The 21904-nt window shown below is 50.9% G+C and carries 19 protein-coding genes; 4 read left to right on the top strand and 15 right to left on the bottom strand.

The features are described 5' to 3' along the window. Positions 1–103: 103 nt before the first annotated feature. On the top strand, positions 104–2560 hold the full coding sequence (locus KVT34_RS19460; RefSeq protein ID WP_217560472.1) for an O-antigen ligase family protein: 2457 nt from the start codon (positions 104–106) through the stop codon (positions 2558–2560). A gap of 688 nt (positions 2561–3248) precedes the next feature. After that, positions 3249–4412 (top strand): S-layer homology domain-containing protein, encoded by a 1164-nt coding sequence (locus KVT34_RS32625; protein WP_309244109.1) that lies wholly within the window; start codon positions 3249–3251, stop codon positions 4410–4412. Positions 4413–4511: 99 nt separating this feature from the next. Here KVT34_RS32625 and KVT34_RS32430 read toward each other — a convergent pair whose 3' ends face one another. The 6 genes from KVT34_RS32430 to KVT34_RS19430 all read right to left on the bottom strand — a co-directional run bounded on the left by KVT34_RS32430 (position 4512) and on the right by KVT34_RS19430 (position 10158). After that, complete coding sequence (locus KVT34_RS32430) at positions 4512–4643, bottom strand: hypothetical protein (protein WP_302695459.1); 132 nt, start codon at positions 4641–4643, stop codon at positions 4512–4514. Between the two features lie 154 nt (positions 4644–4797). Further along, complete coding sequence (locus KVT34_RS19450) at positions 4798–5988, bottom strand: metal-dependent hydrolase family protein (protein ID WP_217560469.1); 1191 nt, start codon at positions 5986–5988, stop codon at positions 4798–4800. A gap of 1 nt (position 5989) precedes the next feature. Beyond that, positions 5990–7471, bottom strand: a complete 1482-nt coding sequence (locus tag KVT34_RS19445) for a sodium:solute symporter family protein (protein ID WP_217560468.1) — start codon at positions 7469–7471, stop codon at positions 5990–5992. After that, positions 7468–7680: a DUF3311 domain-containing protein gene (locus tag KVT34_RS19440; RefSeq protein WP_217560467.1), complete on the bottom strand. Its 213-nt coding sequence runs from the start codon at positions 7678–7680 to the stop codon at positions 7468–7470. The genes KVT34_RS19445 and KVT34_RS19440 overlap by 4 nt, the downstream gene beginning before the upstream one ends. Positions 7681–7717: 37 nt before the next feature. Further along, positions 7718–8959 carry a metal-dependent hydrolase family protein gene (locus KVT34_RS19435; protein ID WP_217560466.1) on the bottom strand — a complete coding sequence of 414 codons (1242 nt, stop codon included), beginning with the start codon at positions 8957–8959 and terminating at the stop codon, positions 7718–7720. Between the two features lie 65 nt (positions 8960–9024). After that, entirely contained in the window at positions 9025–10158 is a 1134-nt protein-coding gene (locus KVT34_RS19430; protein WP_217560465.1) for an aminotransferase class V-fold PLP-dependent enzyme, read from the bottom strand. Positions 10159–10199: 41 nt separating this feature from the next. On the opposite strand from KVT34_RS19430, the gene KVT34_RS19425 reads away from it, so the two are divergent. After that, entirely contained in the window at positions 10200–10898 is a 699-nt protein-coding gene (locus KVT34_RS19425) for a Crp/Fnr family transcriptional regulator (protein ID WP_217560463.1), read from the top strand. 234 nt (positions 10899–11132) lie between these two features. Here the strand turns inward: KVT34_RS19425 and groL are convergent, their stop codons facing one another. The 8 genes from groL to KVT34_RS19385 all read right to left on the bottom strand — a co-directional run bounded on the left by groL (position 11133) and on the right by KVT34_RS19385 (position 17714). Further along, positions 11133–12761, bottom strand: a complete 1629-nt coding sequence (gene groL / locus KVT34_RS19420) for a chaperonin GroEL (protein ID WP_217560462.1) — start codon at positions 12759–12761, stop codon at positions 11133–11135. A gap of 138 nt (positions 12762–12899) precedes the next feature. Beyond that, entirely contained in the window at positions 12900–13181 is a 282-nt protein-coding gene (groES, locus tag KVT34_RS19415) for a co-chaperone GroES (protein WP_009675186.1), read from the bottom strand. 408 nt (positions 13182–13589) lie between these two features. Next, the gene (tatC, locus tag KVT34_RS19410) at positions 13590–14345 is read right to left on the bottom strand and encodes a twin-arginine translocase subunit TatC (RefSeq protein ID WP_217560461.1); all 756 of its coding nucleotides are present in this window, start codon (positions 14343–14345) and stop codon (positions 13590–13592) included. 43 nt (positions 14346–14388) lie between these two features. Beyond that, entirely contained in the window at positions 14389–14691 is a 303-nt protein-coding gene (locus tag KVT34_RS19405; RefSeq protein WP_217560460.1) for a twin-arginine translocase TatA/TatE family subunit, read from the bottom strand. Positions 14692–14721: 30 nt separating this feature from the next. After that, a complete protein-coding gene (locus KVT34_RS19400; protein WP_217560459.1) occupies positions 14722–15897 on the bottom strand; it encodes a molybdopterin-binding protein in 1176 nt (391 codons plus the stop codon). Further along, entirely contained in the window at positions 15887–16387 is a 501-nt protein-coding gene (gene mog, locus KVT34_RS19395; protein WP_009675197.1) for a molybdopterin adenylyltransferase, read from the bottom strand. The genes KVT34_RS19400 and mog overlap by 11 nt, the downstream gene beginning before the upstream one ends. 36 nt (positions 16388–16423) lie before the next feature. Beyond that, positions 16424–16918 (bottom strand): cyclic pyranopterin monophosphate synthase MoaC, encoded by a 495-nt coding sequence (gene moaC / locus KVT34_RS19390; RefSeq protein WP_217560458.1) that lies wholly within the window; start codon positions 16916–16918, stop codon positions 16424–16426. Then, positions 16902–17714 (bottom strand): 5-formyltetrahydrofolate cyclo-ligase, encoded by an 813-nt coding sequence (locus KVT34_RS19385; RefSeq protein WP_217560456.1) that lies wholly within the window; start codon positions 17712–17714, stop codon positions 16902–16904. Before KVT34_RS19385 ends, moaC begins: the two co-directional genes overlap by 17 nt. Before the next feature lie 270 nt (positions 17715–17984). On the opposite strand from KVT34_RS19385, the gene abc-f reads away from it, so the two are divergent. Next, positions 17985–19940, top strand: a complete 1956-nt coding sequence (abc-f, locus tag KVT34_RS19380) for a ribosomal protection-like ABC-F family protein (protein WP_217560455.1) — start codon at positions 17985–17987, stop codon at positions 19938–19940. Positions 19941–20136: 196 nt separating this feature from the next. On the opposite strand, the gene KVT34_RS19375 is transcribed toward abc-f, so the two are convergent. Beyond that, on the bottom strand, positions 20137–21888 hold the full coding sequence (locus KVT34_RS19375; RefSeq protein WP_217560454.1) for a methyl-accepting chemotaxis protein: 1752 nt from the start codon (positions 21886–21888) through the stop codon (positions 20137–20139). Positions 21889–21904: the final 16 nt, after the last annotated feature.

The raw sequence follows: 21904 nt of genomic DNA, 5'->3' as shown, positions 1-21904 counted from the left end.
TAAAAACTAGACAGGGGGGAAAACATGCCTGTCATTCATAAATTGGAATATATTCTCCGCTATGATAAAATATTGTCGAGATTTATCGGAGAGGGAGACTGTGATGTACGCGTATAAAAAGCCAAAGTTAGACGAAAGAGAACAGGCCGAAAAGAGTTCTATTATCTTTTGGCTGTTAATCGGGTTCGTAACCCTGTTTTTGTTTTGGGCCCCTTTTCAAAAGGCCTTGTTTAACGGAAATTCGCTGAACTTCGAAAGACCTATTTATTCCGCCGTGATATGGGCTTCCATTTTTCTGTTTCTGACGGGAATCTACTTCTTCTACTTCTGGAAGCTGCGGGAACGTAAAGATTTGTTGAGTTTATTTATCTTTTTAATTCCGTTCACTTATCTGATTTCCTTGCTGCCGGCCGCTTCCAAATATTCGGCGGTAAACCTCCTGCTTATTCAGGTCGTGCTCGTAACGCTGTTCCTGATCGGAGCCTATCTGACCAAATCGGCGCTGGGAAATAAGATTATCCAGACCGGTCTTTTGACTAGCGGCTATATCATCGTCCTCTTCGGGATCATGAATTGGCTTGGCAACGGGAAGTTGGCAGGTGCAGTCATTGGCTGGTTTTCCGAGTTAGATGCTGCTGGGTTGTATAAAGATGCCGTCATGACCGATTCCAACGGTTTGCGTCTAACTTCCGTGTTCCAGTACGCCAATACCTATGCGGGCTTCTTAATCGCTTTCTGGGGCACGGGGCTATTCCTGGTATCGAAAAACCGCAGCTGGTCCAAAATACTGGTACACGCACTGTTCCTAGTGCCGATCCTGGTATCCTTTATGCTGACCCTGTCACGCGGCGCGATTATCTTTTTGCCCATTATTTTCTTTCTTATTCTAATCTTTCAGAAGCCATCTAGGCAAATCCTGCTGCTTATTCATGCGATATTGTCAACTCTAGCCTCCTTCGCCGTTTTAAGCAAGATTACAGCGATCGGTATCGATGTGAACAAGGAGTTTTCGGCCTCTCTTTCGGGAAAGGGCTGGATGCTGCTTATCGGAGCCAGTGTGATTTACGGAATCCTTGCCTTATTGGTTCAGCGTTTTGTTGCTTCGTCATTGGAAAGCAAGCTTGAGAATTTCTCGGCCAGGAAGTGGGCACCTTTTGCTATTCCGGTCGGTTCCATTGTACTGGGGATTCTGGGTGTTCTGGTTGTCATGGCCACTCCGCTCAAAAATCTGCTTCCCGAAAATGTTCGGATCCGTCTGGAGACGATCAACTTCACCCAGCACAGCGTACTTGAAAGGATCACTTTTTACAAAGACGCCTCCAAGCTTTTTGCGGATTACCCGCTATTCGGTGCAGGCGGCGGCGCTTGGTCGAGCTTGTACGAGCAATACCAAAACAACCCGTACACAAGCCGTCAAGCTCATAACTTTTTCATGCAGTATCTGGTCGAAGTCGGAGCCGTCGGCACCCTGATTCTGGCTGTACTGCTGCTTGCAATCTTTGCGATGTATATTCGTAATTACATCCGCAGCACGGAGCAGGAACGGGACAAACACTTTATCTACTTCATTTTTGTCATTGCCATCCTGGGGCACAGCGTGCTCGACTTTGATATGAGCTATGTGTACATTGGAGCGCTTGTGTTCCTTTGCTTGGGAGCTATGATCGCAGATGTTAAAACAAAAGAATTTACCAAACAAGCCGTACCGGTAAGATACGCGTATCCTTCGATTATAATTGTTCTTTCAATCGTTACCCTTTTTGTTTCTGTCCGCTATCTAAGTGCAAATAGTTCTTATAATAAAGCCTTTGAAGTGGCGAAAACTTCTCAGAACTATATGGAAATTGTAACCCCTCTAAACAATGCGCTTGATCTGAGACCGGCGCATCCGGAGTTTGTGTTATTCAAAGTCGATATGCTTTCTCAACTTTATACACAAACACAAGATAACCAGTATTATCAAGAAGAGATAGCTCTTATTAATCAAGCCAGGAATAAAGAACCTTATAACAAGTTGCTGCTTGATCGTGAAATAAAGGCCGCTCAATCAAAAGGTGATAATACGAAGGCGGCTGATTTAATTCAATACGGAATGAATCACTTTATTTGGGACATTTCATTCTATGAGCGCAGTATTCAATATCAAGTATCTGAAGGCTTGAAAAATTACGCAGCCAAAGATAAACCAGCCACAGAAAAGAACTGGAAGCAAGCCATGGAAATTTATAATCAAGTACTTGCCAAAATGAATGAGTTATCCAAACTTCCAGAAGGTCAACTGCAAGGCCGGGAATTCGATATTACGAATCAGATCCGTTCAAGCATAGGTCAGATGCAGTTTGTTCAAGGCAAATATGCGGATGCTGAAGCAATGCTGCTTCCTTTCACAACTATGGAGCTTAAAGATGCTCCGGAACAGATAGGGATACGTTATTATTTCGCTGCGCTAAAAAAACAGGATAAAACTAATCAATCGGCTTTGGAAAAAGTTAGCGTTCAGTTACCTAATATCCAGCATGATATTGATCAAATTATTACAAGTACACCTCCTTTACAATAATCTCTTCAATAACCGCCTCTTTAAAAGAGGCGGTTTTTTATTTGAAACTTATAATTAATTCGCATAACAAGAAAACTTTTGTTTCATTTTTCCTTACTACGGATAATTATGATTGTTAAATACTTACAAGCCCAATTCCCATCGTAAAGGAGGTGAACCGACAAAGATGAAACGCAAACCTAAAAATACAGAAGCTAAAATAAAGAGAGAATGGAGCGTTGCCCCAATGAATCGATGGTTTACCAAAACCGCACAAGTGCTGTGCTTCTCGTTAGTAGTTTCGGCTTTCACACCAATCCTTGCTTTTGCTAAGACAGAATTCTCTACTCCTGTTTCTTATACGGACGGGACAGTAAGTGGCACTGTCTATTTGGATGAACGCGTTGCGGGAGATCAAACACAAATTCGGGTTTACGGACCAAACGGCAACTTACTCAATGTCATTGATGCAACTTATACAAGTAAATTTGATGCAGCAAATAATCGTTACGGGTATGATTTTTCGACTCCTGTTTCGAACACTTATGAATATATAAAACTGCAATCCGTTGTTGATTCCGTTTATCAAAGAGTTAACAATGCAAATTATACCACCGATTCCGGAAACGGTTCCGGTAACGGTTCCACTGCTCCGGGCGGTAGCGACAATGGTGGAGGCGCGACCACTCCTGGTGACGGAAGCACAGCCGTGAACTCCATTAAAGCAGGCTCTGACGGCTCTCTTGACGCGAAGGCGCTGCAAGATGCCCTTGCCAAAGGCGACACGCTGGAGATTTTTTTAAACGGCAGCGACATGGTAAATATCCCGGCATGGATCCTAAAAGATAACAGCAACTATAAGCAAATCACAGTTAAAAACGGCAGCGCCGTTTACTACCTTCCTCTGGCGGCATTAAACTACGATACTCTTGCTTCTTCATTGAATGTCGGACTCAATGAGCTTTATATCCGTGTCACCGTGAAATTCGTTTCCGAAAGCATGCGCAGCACGATGCAAACGGAAGCGGCCGCAATGGGCGGTAAAATCATCGGTACGCCGGCTGATTTTAACCTGGAAGCAGCTACTACCGCCGGTAAGACATCCACGATCAACACCGGCAATGTGTACGTGCCTCGCAGCCTGAACTTCGACACTGTGCTGAATCAGGCGAAAACGACGGCCTTCCTGTATAACGAGACGACTAAAACCATGACGTTCGTCCCTGCTTTCTACACGTTTAGCGACGGCAAAACGGATGTAATGGTGAAACGCCAAGGCAACAGCATTTACGGTGTCCTGGAGCTTAACAAAACCTTCTCGGACATCAAGGGACACTGGGCGGAATCCAACATTACGATGCTCGCCAACAAGCTCGTTGTGGACGGTGTAACGAACACAACCTTCCAGCCGGATCGCAGTGTAACCCGCGCTGAATTCGCAGCGATGCTCGTCCGTTCTCTGGGCATTCAAAATACGGGCGGATCCTCCACGTTTAAAGATGTAGCCTCCAACCAGTGGTATGCGGATGTGGTAGCGACAGCAGCCAAGCTGAAGCTGGTAGACGGCTATGAAGACGGCACGTTCCGTCCGAACAACCAGATTACCCGTGAAGAGCTTTCGGCCATGGTCGTTCGCGCTCTGAGCTACGCCGGGGTAAACACCAGCACGGAAATCACTAAGGGACAAGCTATGCTTACGAAATTTAAGGACTCCCATACGATTATCTGGGCCAAGGATGAAATTGCTGCGGCACTGAGCCTCGGTATCATCGACGGCATGACTTCTACTACGATTGAGCCTCTTCAGCAGGCCACACGCGCACAAAGCGCAACGATGCTGAAACGTTTCCTGACGGCGGCTAAATTTATTTAAACAACCCCAAAAGAGGCTGTCCCTTAGTCACCTTCGTGACTTTTGGGACAGCCTCTTTTTAACATCGTCTTCCGACCACTCAACTTTCAACTTGATCTTCTAATTCGTAGTTCCTTCCCGCTGCGGCACTTTCCAGTTGGTCTTGTCGATCTTCTTATGCAACAAGAAATGGCCTACGGCCAGCAGCAAATTGCTGATCAAGGGAATAACCCCTTTGATGATTTCCGTCATCCTTAAGCGCCTCCTCTGCTTCTTTACTTCTTTTATTGTACCAGAAAAACCCATTAATGATTCAATTAAACTCTAGCGCTCTTTTAATTCTTTTATTCCTTACGCGAAATCTCCCGTTATCGTTCCATTTTCTGCGGCGGAGCGTGCTCCTCGGTTAACTCAATACCCGCATGTACATGCTTGCTCCGCTTTTGAATACATGGGTTACCCGACGAAAAGCTGAGAAATCCGCTTCGGGATCCCCTTCGAGAAGAATGACATCTGCCCATTTCCCGATCTCTAAGCTGCCGGTCTCCTTTTCGATGCCGAGCGCCTCGGCAGCCATGTAGGTAGCGGCGTGAATGACTTCTTGCACGGACATGCCTTCTTCCTTCATGAGCTCAAGCTCCGTTGCAAAATCTCCATGCAGGTTGAACGGGGTACCCGCATCCGTACCGGCGGCAATTTTTATATTCTGCATATGTGCCTTGCGGAAGCTCTCACGATGCGGAATCATGGCTTCCTCATTTTTTCTTACCGCAAACTCCGGTATGCCGGCAGCCGTTCCATTCTTTACAATCTGATAGGGAGCTGCCAGTGTCGGGACGAGATACGTGCTGCGTTCTTTCATTAACTGGATCGCTTCATCATCCAGCTCGACTCCGTGCTCAATCGTTGTCACGCCTGCACGAATCGCGTTTTTGATCCCCTCGTTGCCTTGGGCATGGGCGGCTGTTCGTTTTCCGGCTTCTTTGGCAACTTGGCAAGCGACAGCTAATTCTTCTTCCGTTAGTTGGGAAGCTCCTGCCTTTACCCCCGGTGTTAAACCACCGCCTGTAGCCATGAGCTTAAGAAAGTCGGCCCCTTCTTTTATCTTGCTCCTCGCTGCTTTCCGAACTTCTTCGACGCCATCTGCCTCTGTACCGAACATATGGCAGTGGCCGCCTGTCATCGTAATCGGTTGACCGCAGGCAAAGATCCTTGGGCCTTTTACAATCCCTTCGGCAATCGCATTTCGCAGCTCGATATCTATATTGTATTTCGAACCGCAATTTCTGACGGTGACTACGCCCGATTGAATCTGTTTCCCTGCACTAACAAGTGCACGATAGGCGGCAATACCAGCCGAATCCGCTATTGTTTTGCCCATGGAATCGGGACTGCCATCCATCGTCAAATGAACATGCAGGTCAATGAGACCGGGCAGTGCGGTTAATCCGGTGCCATCAATGATCCGATCAGCTTGACTCGTCAGATCATGGGTGCCTAATCCAACAATTCCGGTTTCATCAAAAAGGATGTTGGCACCTTCTGTTTTGCTGCCTCGTCCGTCATATAACGTGACATTTTGAAGGTAGGTTTTCATGTTAAGCCCCCTTTTCTACTCTAACCTTATTCATAGGAAGAGCTTGTTTGCGTGTAAACATACTGACGAAGATTAACGCTGCAGCATTTAGAAGAACGGCGATGAACCCGATATTTAATTCTTGGATGGCTTGCGGCAGACCTGGGAATAGCTGAGCTATCGTAAGGTCGTTCAGTGTAATCATGATGACAGTGAGAACACCGACGAGCATTCCGGCCGCAGCGCCTTGCTTGGTGAAGAATCTCTTATTGACCAGAGAAGCGAGTAAGGGCGGGAATAATTGGGTTACAAAATTATAGCCCATCAGGAGCAGGGTCATGATCGTGCTGCTGTTGTAAATGGCGTAAAACATGCAAACGAGAGCGATAATCGGAACGATCAGCTTGGCAACCCTGCTAAGCTGCGCATCTGTGGTTGCAGGAAAGATGACTTGATAGATGTTTTTCGCGACTGCTGTAGAAGCGGCCATGAGCAGCAAGGAGCCGGGAACGACCCCTGTCAATAATCCTGCAGCTCCGATAAATCCGACGAACCAAGGGTCGAAAGTTTGGATCGAGATTTTTAACAGCGCCAAATCTCCATTGGGACCGGTTAATCCGGGGACCTGTAAGATAGCCGTGAACCCGACGATTAATACGAATGGCAGCATCAGTGTATAAAGAGGCATGATGATCGTATTTTTCTTAAATACGTTCGTGCTTTTCGCGGAAAAATAGGCTGCAAAAGTATGGGGCCACATGCTGAAGCCGATCACAGTGAGCAGGGTTGTCGAAATGAACCAGGAGAAGGATAACCCTTTTTCAGGAACGATCAAAAAGTTCGGTTTCGCTTCATTGACGGCCTCAAACATCGATTGAATACCGCCAAAATAGTGGTAAGGGAGATAAATACCTAAAAAGAGAACGATTATAAAGATTAAGATATCTTTCATGACTGCCGTCCAAGCCGATCCGTGAATACCGGAAACGCTTACATAAACCGTGATGACGATGGTAGAAATGACAATGGCAAGAGAGGGCGAGATCGAACCGTATGAGGCTGCGGATACTATAATCCCCAATCCTTTAAATTGCAAGATCAGATACGGTATGAGTGCCAAGACACCTACAATCGCTACCAATACACCTAGACCTTTGCTTTTGTATTTGATAGCAAAAAAATCAGATTGTGAAACGAGTTTATGCTCTTTTGCATATCTCCAAATCGGCGGCAGCAGCCAATACCCGAGTAAATAGCTTAAGGAAGAGGTACATAGAATATAAAATGCGGGTCCGCCTTTGGAGTAGGACCAGCCGCTTGTCCCAAGGAAAGTAGAAGTGGTGTAAATCTCTCCGGCGAGCAGTAGAAAAACGAATGCGGTGCCGAATCCTCGTCCGCCCACTGCCCACTGTTCCATATTCATATCTTTTCCTCTTCTCGCCATTAACCCGAGAAAGAGAGACAGCAGAAGAAACCCCAGCATGATGAGCAGAGCCGTATTCATACCTCGTCGCCCTCCTTATCGAGCAATCCGTTTGATTTATCCAGCTGATAAATAACCAGCATCGTAAGCGAAGAGAGAACAATCCACAGCAAGATCCAAAAGAGCAGGAAAGGCAATCCTAATACGTAAGGAGTCACTTGATTAAAGACAACGGCGCCTCCGAGCATTCCGATAAACGGAATGATAACCAGCCAATAATAACTTCTCATTCCAGTTAACCCCCTCAAGCTTTTTCCATGATCAAGATCAGCATTCCGCAGAATGGGTATGAACGAGTTTCCCGCCTTTGTATACCCGCTTGATTCTCGCTTTCTCTTGAAGGATTTTGATATCATGCAGCGGATTCCCGTCGACGACGATCATATCCGCGATTTTCCCCGCCTCAATGACCCCTAGCTCCGTTAAACGAAGTGCTTCCGCGGCTACTTGCGTAGCGCTTTTAATCGCATCCATTTCAGACAAACCGTTTCTCACGAGACATTCCAGTTCATAAGCATTTTCCCCGTGATAATTAAAAGGGGTTCCCGCATCCGTACCGGCGACAATCTTGACGCCTGCCGCAATCGCCTTTTGTAAATTGGCTTCATGAGCAGTTTGGTAGTATTCCACTTTTTTAATATGATGTTCGGGGACTCCGCCGGTTCTGCCGTATTTAATCGTTTTAAAAGCAGACAGAGTCGGGACGAGATAAGCGTTTTTCTCCAAGAAAAGTTCAATCCCCTGATCATCTAAAAACGTCCCGTGCTCAATGGTTCGAACACCGGCTTTCAAAGCGTTATGAATTCCCTCTACACCGATGGCATGGGCCGCTGTGATTTTCTCGAATTTCACCGCTTCTTCTACGGCAGCTTGCATTTCCTCAATGGTTAATTGGGCGATCGTTCCCGGACCGGGTGACATTCCCCCGCCGGTAGCCATCATTTTAATGTTGTCGGCACCCAGCTTTAACTGCTCTCGGGCCGCTCTTCTTGCTTGGTCAACACCGTCCAGGACGATGCCGATTCCATCTACGTTTACGCCTTCCGGAAACATATCTCCGTGTCCGCCTGTTATGGTCAAAGCTTTTCCGCTGGCAACAATCGTGGGTCCGACAATGATTCCTTGTTCAACCGCCTTTTTAATGGCGATATCAATATGTCCCTTTTCGCCCATGGTGCGAAGTGTCGTAAACCCTGCTTCGAGCGAGCGTTTGGCTCTCTCTACTCCCTTGATTGCGGCGAACGCCGGCGTATCCATGACCATGTCGGTGAAGGTGCTCGCCTCGCCTGCCATACACAGATGGACGTGTGTATCAATCATGCCCGGCATTAAGGTCATGCCTTTTAGATCGAACAGCTCCGCATCACCGGCTTGCTGCACGATGGTTTCATCGTAGGAGCCGACATACGTGATTCTATCGTTTTCCACCATTACCAGGGCCTCTTTTCGCACTGTGCTGCTTTTTCCATCGATGAGCAAAGCGTTTTTGAAAATTTTCTTGTTAGCCATCCAGCAATTCCCCCTTATTCTTGATAATTAAAATTGGATTGTAGCATAAAAGTAAGCGCATACAATTACGAATTCAGTTCACGCAGCATATCAATTGCAAGGGCCACTTCTTCTTTTTTATTGTAAAAATGGGGTGCAATCCGAATGACGTCATTGCGCGCCGACACAATAACTCCTCTTTCCCTCATTTTCATTTCGATCAAAGATGCGTTCGGGCAATGAAATGCCGTATTAGCCGCTTTTCGCTTGATATCCAGCGGGCTTGCGACGGTTAGTCCCTTTTCTTGTCCATAAGCAACGGCAAAGCTTGATAATTCGTTAAGATAGGACTCAATTCGGTGTACGCCTATCTGATTAATCAGTTCCAGCGCCGCATGAGCGGCATAAGCGTTGATCATTGGAGGCGTTCCCGTATCAAAACGCCTTGCTCCTTCCGCATAATCCAGTGATTTAACATCAAATGAAAAAGGATCTATTCGGCCGAACCAGCCGGTAATGGAAGGCTGCAATTCATCGGCGAGTTCTTTCTTAACGTATAGGAAAGCGATTCCCGGTATCCCCAGCAAATACTTTTGTGCTCCTGCCGTAAGAAAATCCACGTCCATCTCCTTAACGTCTATAGCAGCGCAGCCCGCCGACTGATACGCATCAACAAATAGCCGTGCCCCTTTATCGTGCGCTATGGAGGAAATTTGTTTTAAATCTTGTTTAAGTCCATTATAATAAGCAGCATGCGACATGGAGACGATCAGAGTTCGTTCATCCACATATCGATCATAAAATTCAATGGGAATCTCGTTGTTTTCACTTGGAACGTAAGCGACTTGGGCCCCCCGGGATTGTTGAGCCAGCCAGACATGCCCGATTGACGGGAAATCCATTTCGGTGGTCACGACTTTATTCCTGGGTGTTGTAAATCGCAGCGCGGATGCGACTGCCGACGCCGCTAATGAAACGGACGGAAGCACCGCGATTTCATCGGGGGACGCATTAATTAGGGTGGCAAAAGACTGTTTAGCCATCTCTACCCGATGCACCCAGCCTGTCCAGTCCATGCCTTCCGTTAACCAACCGTCGGTATACTCTTTCATCTCCGCTTCCACTTGAAGGCTCATCGCGCTTTGCGAACAACTGGACAGCTGAATCTTGTTTGTTAATATCGGAAAACATTGTCTTTCCTTATGAAAAGGAAATTCCACAAAAATCGCCCGCTTTCAATTTATATTTGAGGAGATTGACTATGACCAAGACAGAAAGCGCTAACAATTCTTCGGTAACATCTTGGCTGGAAGGCTTGGCTTTTCAATGGCACCCGCTCCCTCAACTTGGACAAAAGCTGGTTATACAAAAGCATGCTTTTATCTTTTTTGAAAATCAACCTAACGATTTTGTCTATCTCGTTCTGAACGGACGTATTCGATTATATGTGACCTCCCTAAACGGCGTCGAAAAAACGATCGCGATCGTTGGAAAAAACGGGATGATCGGCGAAAACGGCATTTTTGATAACGCTGCCTCGTACAACCATAGCGCTATTGCGGCCAGTAAAGCCACTTTAATTAAAATTGACCGAAAAAAACTCGAAGACACATTGAAAAGCAATTTTGAACTTACGCGACAAGTACTGCTCTGGGTAAACTTAAAAATGAGAATAATGTCGTCCCAATTACTGCAATTAAGCTCTTATTCCGCCACCCAGCGAATTTGTCACACGCTCTTACAGTTAGTGGATACGTATGGGTTAAAAAACGGCGAAAAAGAGTTCATCGGAATCGGCTTTACACACCAAGAATTGGCCAATCTAGTGAGCACCTCGAGGGTTACAGCGGCAAACACCCTGAAAAACTTGGAACTAACCGGCGTCATTTCCAAACAAAACGGCAAGTACGTGATTGAAGACAAGGCGCGCCTCATTTCATTAGGAACCCATCACAATTAATCGGGTATGCATTTATTGTATTAATTACTTTCTAAATATTCTGTAAAGTAGTTTACAATCTATAAAATTTCTCACACCTGCCCATAAAAAAAAGATGAATTTCGCATCACTCCCAAGAAAAAAACATAAAAAGACCTCTCAGATATGATTCTGAGAGGTCTTCATTTACAGATCGGGTCAAACGGACGCTTCTCCGCAGAGAAACCTTGATGCTATAGGCTTTGTCGGCCTATCTTACATCATGCCGCCCATACCACCCATGCCGCCCATGTCAGGCATAGCAGGTTTGTCTTTTTCAGGCTTGTCGGCGATAACCGCTTCGGTTGTCAGGAACATAGCCGCAACGGATGCCGCGTTTTGCAGAGCGGAACGAGTTACTTTCGCCGGGTCAACGATACCGGCTTCGATCATGTTCACCCACTCGCCAGTAGCGGCGTTGTAGCCGATACCGGTCGTTTCTTTCTTCAGACGCTCAACGATTACGGAGCCCTCTTGGCCGGCGTTCGCCGCGATTGTGCGAACCGGCTCTTCCAGAGCGCGCAGAACGATGTTCACGCCTGTTTTCTCGTCGCCTTCGGATCCAACAGCGGCAACGGCATTGTACACGCTCACGAGAGCTGTACCGCCGCCCGCTACGATACCTTCCTCAACCGCAGCACGAGTAGCGTTCAGTGCGTCTTCGATACGCAGTTTGCGCTCTTTCAGCTCGGTTTCGGTAGCAGCGCCGACTTTGATTACGGCTACGCCGCCTGCAAGTTTAGCCAGACGCTCTTGCAGTTTTTCTTTATCGAACTCGGAAGTCGTTTCTTCCAGTTGCGCTTTGATTTGGGAAACACGCGCATCGATGTCTTCTTTAGCGCCAGCGCCGTCGACAACGATCGTGTTCTCTTTGGTTACACGGATCTGACGAGCCGTACCCAGTTGTTGCACTGTAGCGGATTTCAGCTCAAGGCCGAGTTCCTCAGTGATCACTTGGCCGCCGGTCAGAGCAGCGATGTCCTGCAGCATAGCTTTGCGGCGGTCGCCGAAGCCAGGAGCTTTAACAGCCACGCAAGTGAATGTACCGCGCAGACGGTTAACGACCAGCGTAGCCAGCGCTTCGCCTTCTACGTCTTCAGCGATGATCAGAAGCTGCTTGCCTTGTTGTACCACTTTTTCAAGAACCGGAAGGATTTCTTGGATGTTCGTGATCTTCTTGTCGGTGATCAGAACGTAAGGGTTCTCCAGAACGGCTTCCATTTTGTCCGTGTCCGTGATCATGTACGGGGAGATGTATCCGCGGTCGAACTGCATGCCTTCAACCACTTCAAGCTCAGTCGCGAATCCTTTGGATTCTTCAACGGTGATAACGCCGTCTTTGCCGACTTTCTCCATCGCTTCGGCGATCAGTTCGCCGACTTCGTCGTCAGCAGCGGAGATAGCCGCTACTTGAGCGATGCTTTGCTTGCCTTCGATAGGCTTCGCAATGCTTGCAAGCTCTTCGACAGCCGCGCGAACGGCTTTATCGATGCCTTTGCGGATAACCATTGGGTTAGCGCCCGCGGTTACGTTTTTCAGACCTTCGCGAATCATCGCTTGAGCCAGAACCGTAGCCGTAGTCGTACCGTCACCGGCAACATCGTTTGTTTTGGTCGCGACTTCTTTGACAAGCTGTGCGCCCATGTTCTCGAATGCGTCTTCGAGTTCGATTTCTTTCGCGATCGTCACGCCGTCATTGGTGATGAGCGGGCTTCCGAATTTTTTCTCAAGTACTACGTTGCGGCCTTTAGGACCGAGTGTAACTTTAACTGCGTTCGCCAGAGCGTCCACACCACGAAGCATTGCGCGGCGCGCGTCTTCACTAAACATAATGTCTTTTGCCATCGTTAAAACCCTCCCTGAAATGTTTGATTCTGCTTACAGGTTCATGCGCATCTATATCGATTCCGATAACCGGCCTTCAGCCGAGGCGTCAGGCGGTAAGTATTCAAATGAGTGGCTTAAGTATGTGAATCCGCTAAATTAGGCTAAGATAGCGAGGATATCGCTCTCACGCATAATCAACAGTTCGCGGCCCTCGTATTTCACTTCAGTCCCTGCGTACTTGGAGAAAATAACGCGGTCGCCTTCTTTAACTTCCAGCTCAACGCGCTCGCCGTCTTTCAGCGTGCCGCTTCCAACTGCTACAACTTTGCCTTCCTGCGGCTTTTCTTTAGCTGTGTCCGGAAGCACGATGCCACTAGCAGTCGTCTCCTCTTTCGCAATGGCTTCAATGATAACGCGATCACCCAACGGTTTGATCATGGATAAATAGCCTCCTTCAGTTTAGTTTGTAGTCAATGGATTTTTAGATTTTAGCACTCAAACATCTTAAGTGCTAACAACACTTTTAATGATAATGATTTTGCCATCGTTTTGCAAGTGGGTTTTGTTAAATTTTATTGTTTTGCCGCAAAAAGCAGAATGGAAACCCCTCCCAAGGAAACGGCCTCCCCCATTGTTCCCCGGCTGCCCGAATTTCATACGTCTTGTAAATCGACTTTAAAGGCCCCGGCAAAAAAACGGTTCCAACTTGTTATCCTATGCGCGGCCGCCTCTCTTAAGACGAGGAATACGGCATTTTTCCGGCAGCATTGCGGTCACTCCAAAGAACACCGGACCCTGCCTCTTTTGAACCGTTTCGAAAAAAAAGGGCCGTCTTCCGACAGCCCGTTACTTTTGTTCCCCGTATTCCGCTTCCCAGGCCGCGTCCTGGACAAGCTGTTTGCGATAAATAAAGCCCGAAAGCAGCACGCTGAACTCATACAGCACAATCATCGGCAGCGCCACAAGAATAGCGGAGATCGCATCCGGCGGCGTGATGATAGTCGAGAGAATGACCAGAATCATATAAGCGTAACGGCGCATTTTGGCCAGCCGCTTGGGGTTCAGAATACGTAGTTTTGTCAGAAACATCACCACGATCGGAAGCTCGAAAAGAACCGAAAGCGGCAAAATAATATTAAACATGAACGAAAAATACTGGGCTGCCCCGTAGAGCTCGGTAATTCCCATGGAACGGCTGATCGCGGTCGTAAAGTAAAAAGCCATCGGAAACACGACAAAATAGCCGAAAGCAAGACCCGCCAGGAACAGGACAACCGCTCCCGGAATGTAGAGAATCGACGCTTTCTGCTCGCTTTCCCGGAGCCCCGGACTTACAAACGCCCAGATGTGGTAAAGGATCACCGGCAGTGTAATGAGCAGAGCCACGACAAAGCCGAAGTTCATGTATAAACGGAGCGCATCCCACGGTGAAAATACATGCCACGCGATTTTATCGGCCGGAGGCACGGATTTCAGAAAAAGGATGACGTTCTTGGCGAAAATAAGGCCGATGACGAGGCCGATGATCAGGACTCCCAGCACCCAGAAGATCCGCTTGCGCAGCTCCGCCAGATGCTCGACCAAAGGTTGTTCTTTATCCATGCAGCACCAACCAATCTACGTATAGCTTCACTGAACCGGCACCTTAGTCGGGAAGCCGGCGGGGATTGTCCGAAGCCGCCCGTTCACTGTTCGCCGGTGCGGGAGCGGCTTGCGTTAAAGAGGCGGGCGCCGGAACTTCCTCGGGCGCTGCGGCGGCGGATTTGACCTCGGCCGCTTTCTTGTCCGCCTGGTCATGCTCGGACATCATATCGCGCGCGCCCTTCTTGAACTCGCTCAAGGTGCGTCCGAAAGCTCTTCCGAGCTCGGGAAGCTTGTTCGGTCCGAACAGCAGCAGACACACGACGGCAACCAGCAAAATTTCGGTAAAGCCTATATTTTGAAACATCCGGAATGTTTCCTCCTTCAAAATGTGTAATCAGCAGCCGAGCAGGCCGCCGTATCCCATCTCCGTAATATCTTCGCGGAAAATCTCTTCCCCGGCGCAGATACGCGGGAGAAGCACGTCGAAGGACGTGTACGGATCGTGCATCACGCAGCCCGGCAGTCCCATTACCGGGACACTGCCGATATATGCCATCATCAGCATCGAACCGGGCAGCATCGGCGTCCCGTAACTGACGATGCGGGCACCCGCCCGGGATATGGCCCCGGGCGTGCGGTCGTCGGGATCGACCGACATGCCGCCGGTGACCAGGATGAGATCCGCGCCGAGTCCGATGAAATGCCGGATCTCGGTTACGATCGCATCCATGTCGTCCGGCGTGAACCGCTGGTCGATCACCTTCGAGCCAAGCGCTTCGACTTTGGCTCGCACGACAGGGCCGAATTTGTCTTGGATTCGGCCCTTGAACACTTCGCTGCCGGTGGTGATCAGCCCCACCCGCAGGCTGCGGAAGGGCTTCACGGCGACAAGCTCCGCCGCTGCCGCCGGAGTCTCTTCACGCCGGACCGCAGCGGTGCCGGCCGCGCCCTTGTCAGGCGGGACCGGCTTCGGGGCGAGGTAGCCGGCCTCCGCCGGGGGCAGCGTCTCCGCCGCATCCGCCGGTCCGCCGCTCAGCGGCTCCAGGCTGCCGGCGGCCAAGGCCTGTCCGCTTCGTCGCTGCACAGCCAGCCGCTCCACGCGGGCGACGGGCTCCTCCTCGATGACGAGCGGAATGACCCGGGTGCCGGCCAACGCTTGACCGGGTTTTACGACCGTATTCGTGCGGATGGTCGACATCACGATGCGGCCTATGCCGTTGACTTCATCGACGAACGCTTTGTCGATCTTGGCCAGCCCGTGAATCGCCGATTTCAGCGTCACCTTGCCTTCATGCGGTTCCGTCCGCTCGGTGTTCGCCCCACGCACGGCGCTCGCTAGACGAAGAGCCGCCTCATCCTCATGAAGGTAGCCTTCGGCAAGCTCCAGCACGTAAATGTGCTCCTTGCCTATGCTTAACAAAGCGGGAATATCTTCTTCCGAAATCTGGTGGCCTTTGCGGAACAAGCGGCCCTTGAACTCCCCCGGGATAATCCGGGTCAAGTCGTGCGCAAGGACCAAACCGATCGCATCCTCCACTTTTACTTCACGAAGCATGGGATCAGCTTTCATCCGCATGCTCCTGCTCCCGGCCCGTCAAGATCGACAAGGCATGAGGAAGCACGTCAATAATGGCCATAAGACTTTCATGGACACCTTTGGGACTGCCCGGCAGATTAATGATCAGCGTAGAGCCCCGGATTCCGGTCACCGCGCGCGAAAGCATAGCCCGAGGAGACTTTTCGATCGATTTCATCCGCATGGCTTCGGCAAAACCGGGTGCCGAGCGGTCGATGACGCTCAAGGTCGCTTCCGGGGTAACGTCCCGGGCCGCAAGACCCGTTCCGCCTGTCGTCAAGATGAGATCCGCCTGAAAGTAGTCGGTCATTTCTATAAGAGCCGCCATAATTTCGTCCATTTCATCCGGTACGACGCGGTATTCAATGATATCTCCTTGAATCTCTTCCTCTACCAGCTCGCGGATGACTTGGGCGCTCGTATCTTCCCGTTCTCCCCTCGATCCGCGGTCACTGGCAGTTAGAATCGCAACTTTCCAGCGCATTCCTCTCACCTCTTCCTCTACTGTAACAAAATTTGATTAAGAATGGGTATCAAATCTGTGAAAATCTCCATTTTTGCCGCCGGTCTTGGATACGAGCATCGTGGGCCCGATCACCATGTCCTTCTGGAGTGCTTTGCACATATCATACACGGTCAGGGCCGCAGCCGATACGGCCGTCAACGCCTCCATTTCCACGCCGGTAGGCCCGGTTGTGCGCACTTCGGCTTCGATGCCGAGTTCCGTTCCGCTTTCGTATACGAAGCGGATGTCCACCCCGGACAGCGCGAGCGGGTGGCACATCGGAATCCAGTCGGCCGTTTTCTTCGCCGCCATGATGCCGGCCACCTGGGCGACAGCCAGCACATCGCCTTTGGCAAGCCGCCCTTCACGGATGCGCAGCAGCGTTTCCGGCAGCATCGTAACGCTGGTACGGGCAACGGCCGTCCGCTTGGTCTCCTTTTTTTCGCTGATGTCGACCATTTTGGCGCGTCCTTGTTCATTAAAATGAGTCAGTTTATCCGGCTGCTCCATCCGATCCCTCTCCCCTCTTCCGGTCCGCTGCCGGGTCCCGGGTATATGCGGCGCTCTCCGTAATCAGCACGTCCAGACGGATATCGTGCGGTTCCACGGGAAGGCGCTCTACAAGCTGCACGTCAAAGGCCGCCGCCGCAAAAAGAGGCGCTTCCCGTCCTTCCTCGCGAGCGGCTTGCAGCAGCTTTTCAAGAAAGCGGTCGTAATAGCCGCCCCCGTATCCGAGCCTTCCGCAAGCGGTATCAAAAGCAAGCCCGGGTACGAGAACAGCGAAAGCGGCGAGGGGATCCTGCAAGGCGGGGCTTAGGGGATCCGGCTCCATTATGCCGTGCATCCCTTTCCGCAGGTCTTTCCACTGCCTTATTTCGTGAAAAAGAAGCTCTCTCGACGCATGCAGCGAACGAGGCACAAAAACGCGGATGCCCGCTTCCCAGCAGGCTTCGATAGTCCTGTGAATCCCGCATTCCGTACGAAAGGGGACATAAGCCAGAACAATCGGAAGGTCCGGCAGACCGGAAGGGCCGCAGCTTCCGTCCGTTTCCCGGCCCGCGGACCGTGTTGTGCCGGAATACTCGTGACTCGGACAGTCTTCCGTTTCTTGCGGCTGTTTCAACGGCAAAGGCGCCGTACCGGCGGAAGCACCGGGCGAAAGGCGAAGGCGGGCGGCTTGGCCTTTCAACCAGGCGGTCAGCCTTTCGTTGACCCGGCGCTCGCGGCTTGCTCTCTCCTCAGGCGTCAATCCCGCCCGGAGCGTTTCGATGTGCCGGCGGATTTCTTTTTTATCGGAACCGTTCATGTATAAAGCTGCAACCTCTTTCCGGCTGGGGCTGTTATTTTAGACTGACTGGCAGGATTTCGTAGTTGGTTGTCTGCCTGCGGGGCAAAGAGCCCTATTTTAGATAGAAGGCATAAGCAGACAGTAGTATACATTATTTTATCACATTGCCGGGAAGTTTGAAAAAAATGTGTTCAGTTTTCCTCGAAGCGTTTTTCCTGTACACTAAAAAGAGTCTTAGCAGCCGTATTAATGAAGAAAATCGTGCAATCATGGAGGTAATAAAGGAAGATGCTTCTCCAAGTAAACGGAATCGGTAAAAGCTACGGCACTTCGTCCGTGCTTTCTAACATATCCCTGCAAATCGAAGACCGCGAAAGAATCGGTCTGGTCGGTGTGAACGGAGCCGGCAAGTCGACCCTGCTGCAAATTATTGCAGGCGACCTTTCTTACGATGAAGGCGATATTTTCAAGGCCAAAGAAACCCGAATCGGCTATCTCCGCCAGAACGGCGGTCTGCAGACGGACAAAACGATTATCGAGGAAATGCGCACGGTTTTTACGGCGCTTTATGCCGTCGAGAAAGAGCTGCGCGAGCTGGAACAGCAGATGGCGGATCCGAAGCTGGTCGATAACGCCAAGGCGTACGAGGACACGATGAACCGGTATTCCGCCAGATCGGAGTGGTTCCGTGAGCGTGGCGGTTACGAAATCGAAGCAAGAATACGCGGAATTCTGCACGGAATGGGGTTTGGGGAGTTCCCTCCCGATACGCTGATCCAGACGCTGAGCGGCGGGCAGAAGACCCGTCTGGCGCTGGCCAAAATGCTTCTGGAAGAGCCGGACCTGCTCCTTCTCGACGAGCCGACCAACCATCTGGACATCCGCACGCTGACGTGGCTGGAGTCCTACCTGCGCGGGTATCCCGGCGCTATTCTGGTCGTATCCCACGACCGCTATTTCCTCGACTCGCTCGTTACGGCGATCTACGAAATCGAGCGCACGTCGTCCAAGCGCTACACGGGCAACTATTCCCGTTTCGTCGAACTGAAGGAAGCGGACTATGAAATCCGCATGAAGCAGTTTGAGAAGCAGCAGGAAGAGATTGCCCGCATGGAGGACTTCGTGCAGAAAAATATCGTCCGCGCCACAACGACCAAGCGCGCGCAAAGCCGCCGCAAAGCGCTGGAGCGGATGGAACGGATCGACAAGCCTCTCGGCGATCTTAAGCGCGCCAGCTTTTCCTTCCAGATCGATCAGACCTCCGGCAAGGAAGTTTTGCAGGTGAGGGATCTGGCGCTGTCCGTGGGAGAAGGCAAACGCCTTCTCGATTCCGTCTCGTTCGAGCTGAGGCGCGGCGAAACGGCCGCCCTGATCGGCCCGAACGGTATCGGCAAGACGACCCTGCTGAAAACATTGATCGGTAAACTTTCCCCCGATACCGGCAGCATCCGCTGGGGAACCAACGTCAAGATCGGCTACTACGATCAGGAACAAACGACCCTGAACCCGCAGAAAACGATCCTGGAGGAAGTCTGGGACACGTTCCCTACTATTGAGGAAGCGCGCATCCGCTCCGTGCTCGGCAATTTTCTTTTCAGCGGCGAGGATGTGTTCAAAAAGATCGCGTCCCTAAGCGGCGGCGAGAAAGCGCGCGTAGCGCTAGCCAAGCTTATGCTGCTTAATGCGAATATGCTCATACTCGATGAGCCGACCAACCATCTGGACTTGTACAGCAAGGAAGTGCTCGAATCGGCTCTGCTCGATTACGAAGGCACCCTGCTCTTCATTTCCCATGACCGTTATTTCCTGAACAAAATGGCGGAAAGCATGCTGGAACTGGAACGCCACGGCGTCACCCATTATCTCGGCAACTATGACGACTATCTCGAGAAAAAAGCGGAGCTCGCCGAAATGGAAGCCGAACGCGCCCGTGAACAGGCGGCACGCGACAGCAAGGCCAAGGCCTCCTCGGCGTCTTCAGCGGCGCAGCAGACGGAGAAACCTTCGTCTTACGAAGCGGACAAACAGGCCAAGCGGGAAGAGCGCAACCGCCAGCGGCGGATCGAGCAGCTTGAGCAGGATATCGCCCGGCTGGAAGAGGAAGTGACCGCTCTTGAGGAAGAGCTGGCCGATCCCGCGGTCTACAACGATTATGTGCTTGTCCAGGAGAAGAATACCCTCATCGAGCAGAAAAAAGGAAGCCTGCAGGCGTGCTACGAGGAGTGGGAGACTCTTGTGGGCTGAAATCAGCCCCGCCCAACCAAATAAATAAATGCAAAAAAAGAGGCCCCGACCGGGCCTCTTTTTGTTATACCTGCGGTTATCCCGCCTTATGCGATAAACCGGCGAACCGGGGCGGAGAATCAAGGTAGGCTTGATTCTTCAGCTGAACCGGAGGACAGGCCCGTGCCGGACCTCCTGCCGTTCGTACTTTCGCCGATTACAGCTTAAACCGGCTGATACTCTGCTTAAGATCCCGGGACATGTCGCTCAGCGCACCGGCCGAAGCGGAGATATCCTCCATGGAAGCGAGCTGCTCTTCCGAAGAAGCGGCAACAGTCTGGGAGCTTTCCGCGGTTTGCCGGTTCATATGGGACAGCTCCGAGATGGACGCGGCCACTTCTTCCGTTCCCGCGGACATCTGCTGGGAGGACGAAGAAACCTCCAAAATCTGCTTCGCAAGCTCATCCATATGATTGACGATACGCTGGAAGGCTTCCCCGCTCTCGGAAACGAGCTTGGTCATCTCTGTCACTTCTTCGGCCGTATGGCTCATCGTGCTCACGGCCTGACCCGTACCGGTGTGGATCGTGACGACCAGATCAGCGATTTTGTCCGAGGACTGCTTGGACTGCTCGGCAAGCTTGCGGATTTCATCGGATACGACCGAGAAGCCGCGTCCGTGTTCCCCTGCGCGTGCAGCCTCGATAGCCGCATTCAGCGCCAGCAGGTTCGTCTGGTTGGCGATATCCGAGATCAGCGCCGTAATGCCGCCGATTTCCTCGGACAGCTGTGCAAGCTGGTTGATCGATTCCACGGAACGCTGCACCGTATCGTTCATCCGGCTCATCTGCTTCACATTGTGCTGAATCATCTCGTTGCCTCGGGCCGCCTCATCGGAAGCGGATTCCGAAGACTGCGCCGCATAACCCGCGGATTCGGCAATCCGCTGAATGCCCGTCGCCATCTCTTCCATGGCGTTCGAGCTTTCCTGCGTGCTCTGCAGCTGGCGCTCCGCTCCCGACGCTACCTGCTCGATCGCCGTCGCAATTTGATGCGTGGCCTGCGTCGTCTGTTTCGCGTTGGTATCGAGCACCTCCGCGGCATGACTCACCTGGTCGGAAGACTCCCGGATGCCCAGAATGAGGCTGTGGATGCTCGCCGTCATCGCGTTGAAATTCCGGGCCAGAGTCCCGAACTCGTCTTCGCTGCGGACCGGAATGGACACGGCCAGATTTCCTTCCGCCACTTCCAGCGACAGGCGGGAAAGCTCCCCGATGGGTTTAAGAATTCTGCGGGTGAATACACTCAGAAGCAAGGCGAACAACACAGCCATGCCCACGTAAAAAGCCAAGCTCATCAGCAGCCTTTTGTTCAAATCCCAGGATAGCGTGTCATAGTCAAAGTCAATGCCGACATAAGCCATTGTTTTGCCGGCCTCGTCCGTAACCGGGCTCAGAATGGTCACCCATTCTCCAGCCTGATCGGTATATACCGGCGTTACGCCCTGGCCTCCGATCTTTTTAACCGTTTCGAAAGCTTTCGTGTACTGCTCGGAGAAGGTATAGTCCGTCAAAGGCTTAAGCCCGGCCTTATCCAGTGCCTCATTGGCCGCGACAACGGTCAGGGCCGTCTTGCCGTCCACCGTTTTTTCTTCCGGATAGTAGAGGGCGACGTTAGCCATATCCCCGTCTTTTACATAATGCTCCATCATCGTGCGGATCGCTTCCAGCTCGGCTGCCGCGGCGGCCGGTTTCCCCGTACTTTTCATTTGATCCATTGCCTTTGTAAGGAAAGGAAGCTGCTGCTCCCATCCCAGTTCTACGACCCGCTCAATCGATTTGAGCCGGCTGTAGTAATCGCCTCTCTGCTGAAAATAAGTCAAGGTCATGATCAACGCGCAAAGTACCACCACCAGTGCTGCCATCATCGTGATCATTTTCGCCGTCACGCTTCGTTTTAAGTATTTCATAGTTCCCCCCAAATAA

Source organism: Paenibacillus sp. GbtcB18 (assembly GCF_019091125.1).
Taxonomy (GTDB): domain Bacteria; phylum Bacillota; class Bacilli; order Paenibacillales; family NBRC-103111; genus Paenibacillus_F; species Paenibacillus_F chitinolyticus.
This window is presented reverse-complemented; position numbering and strand designations above follow the sequence as displayed.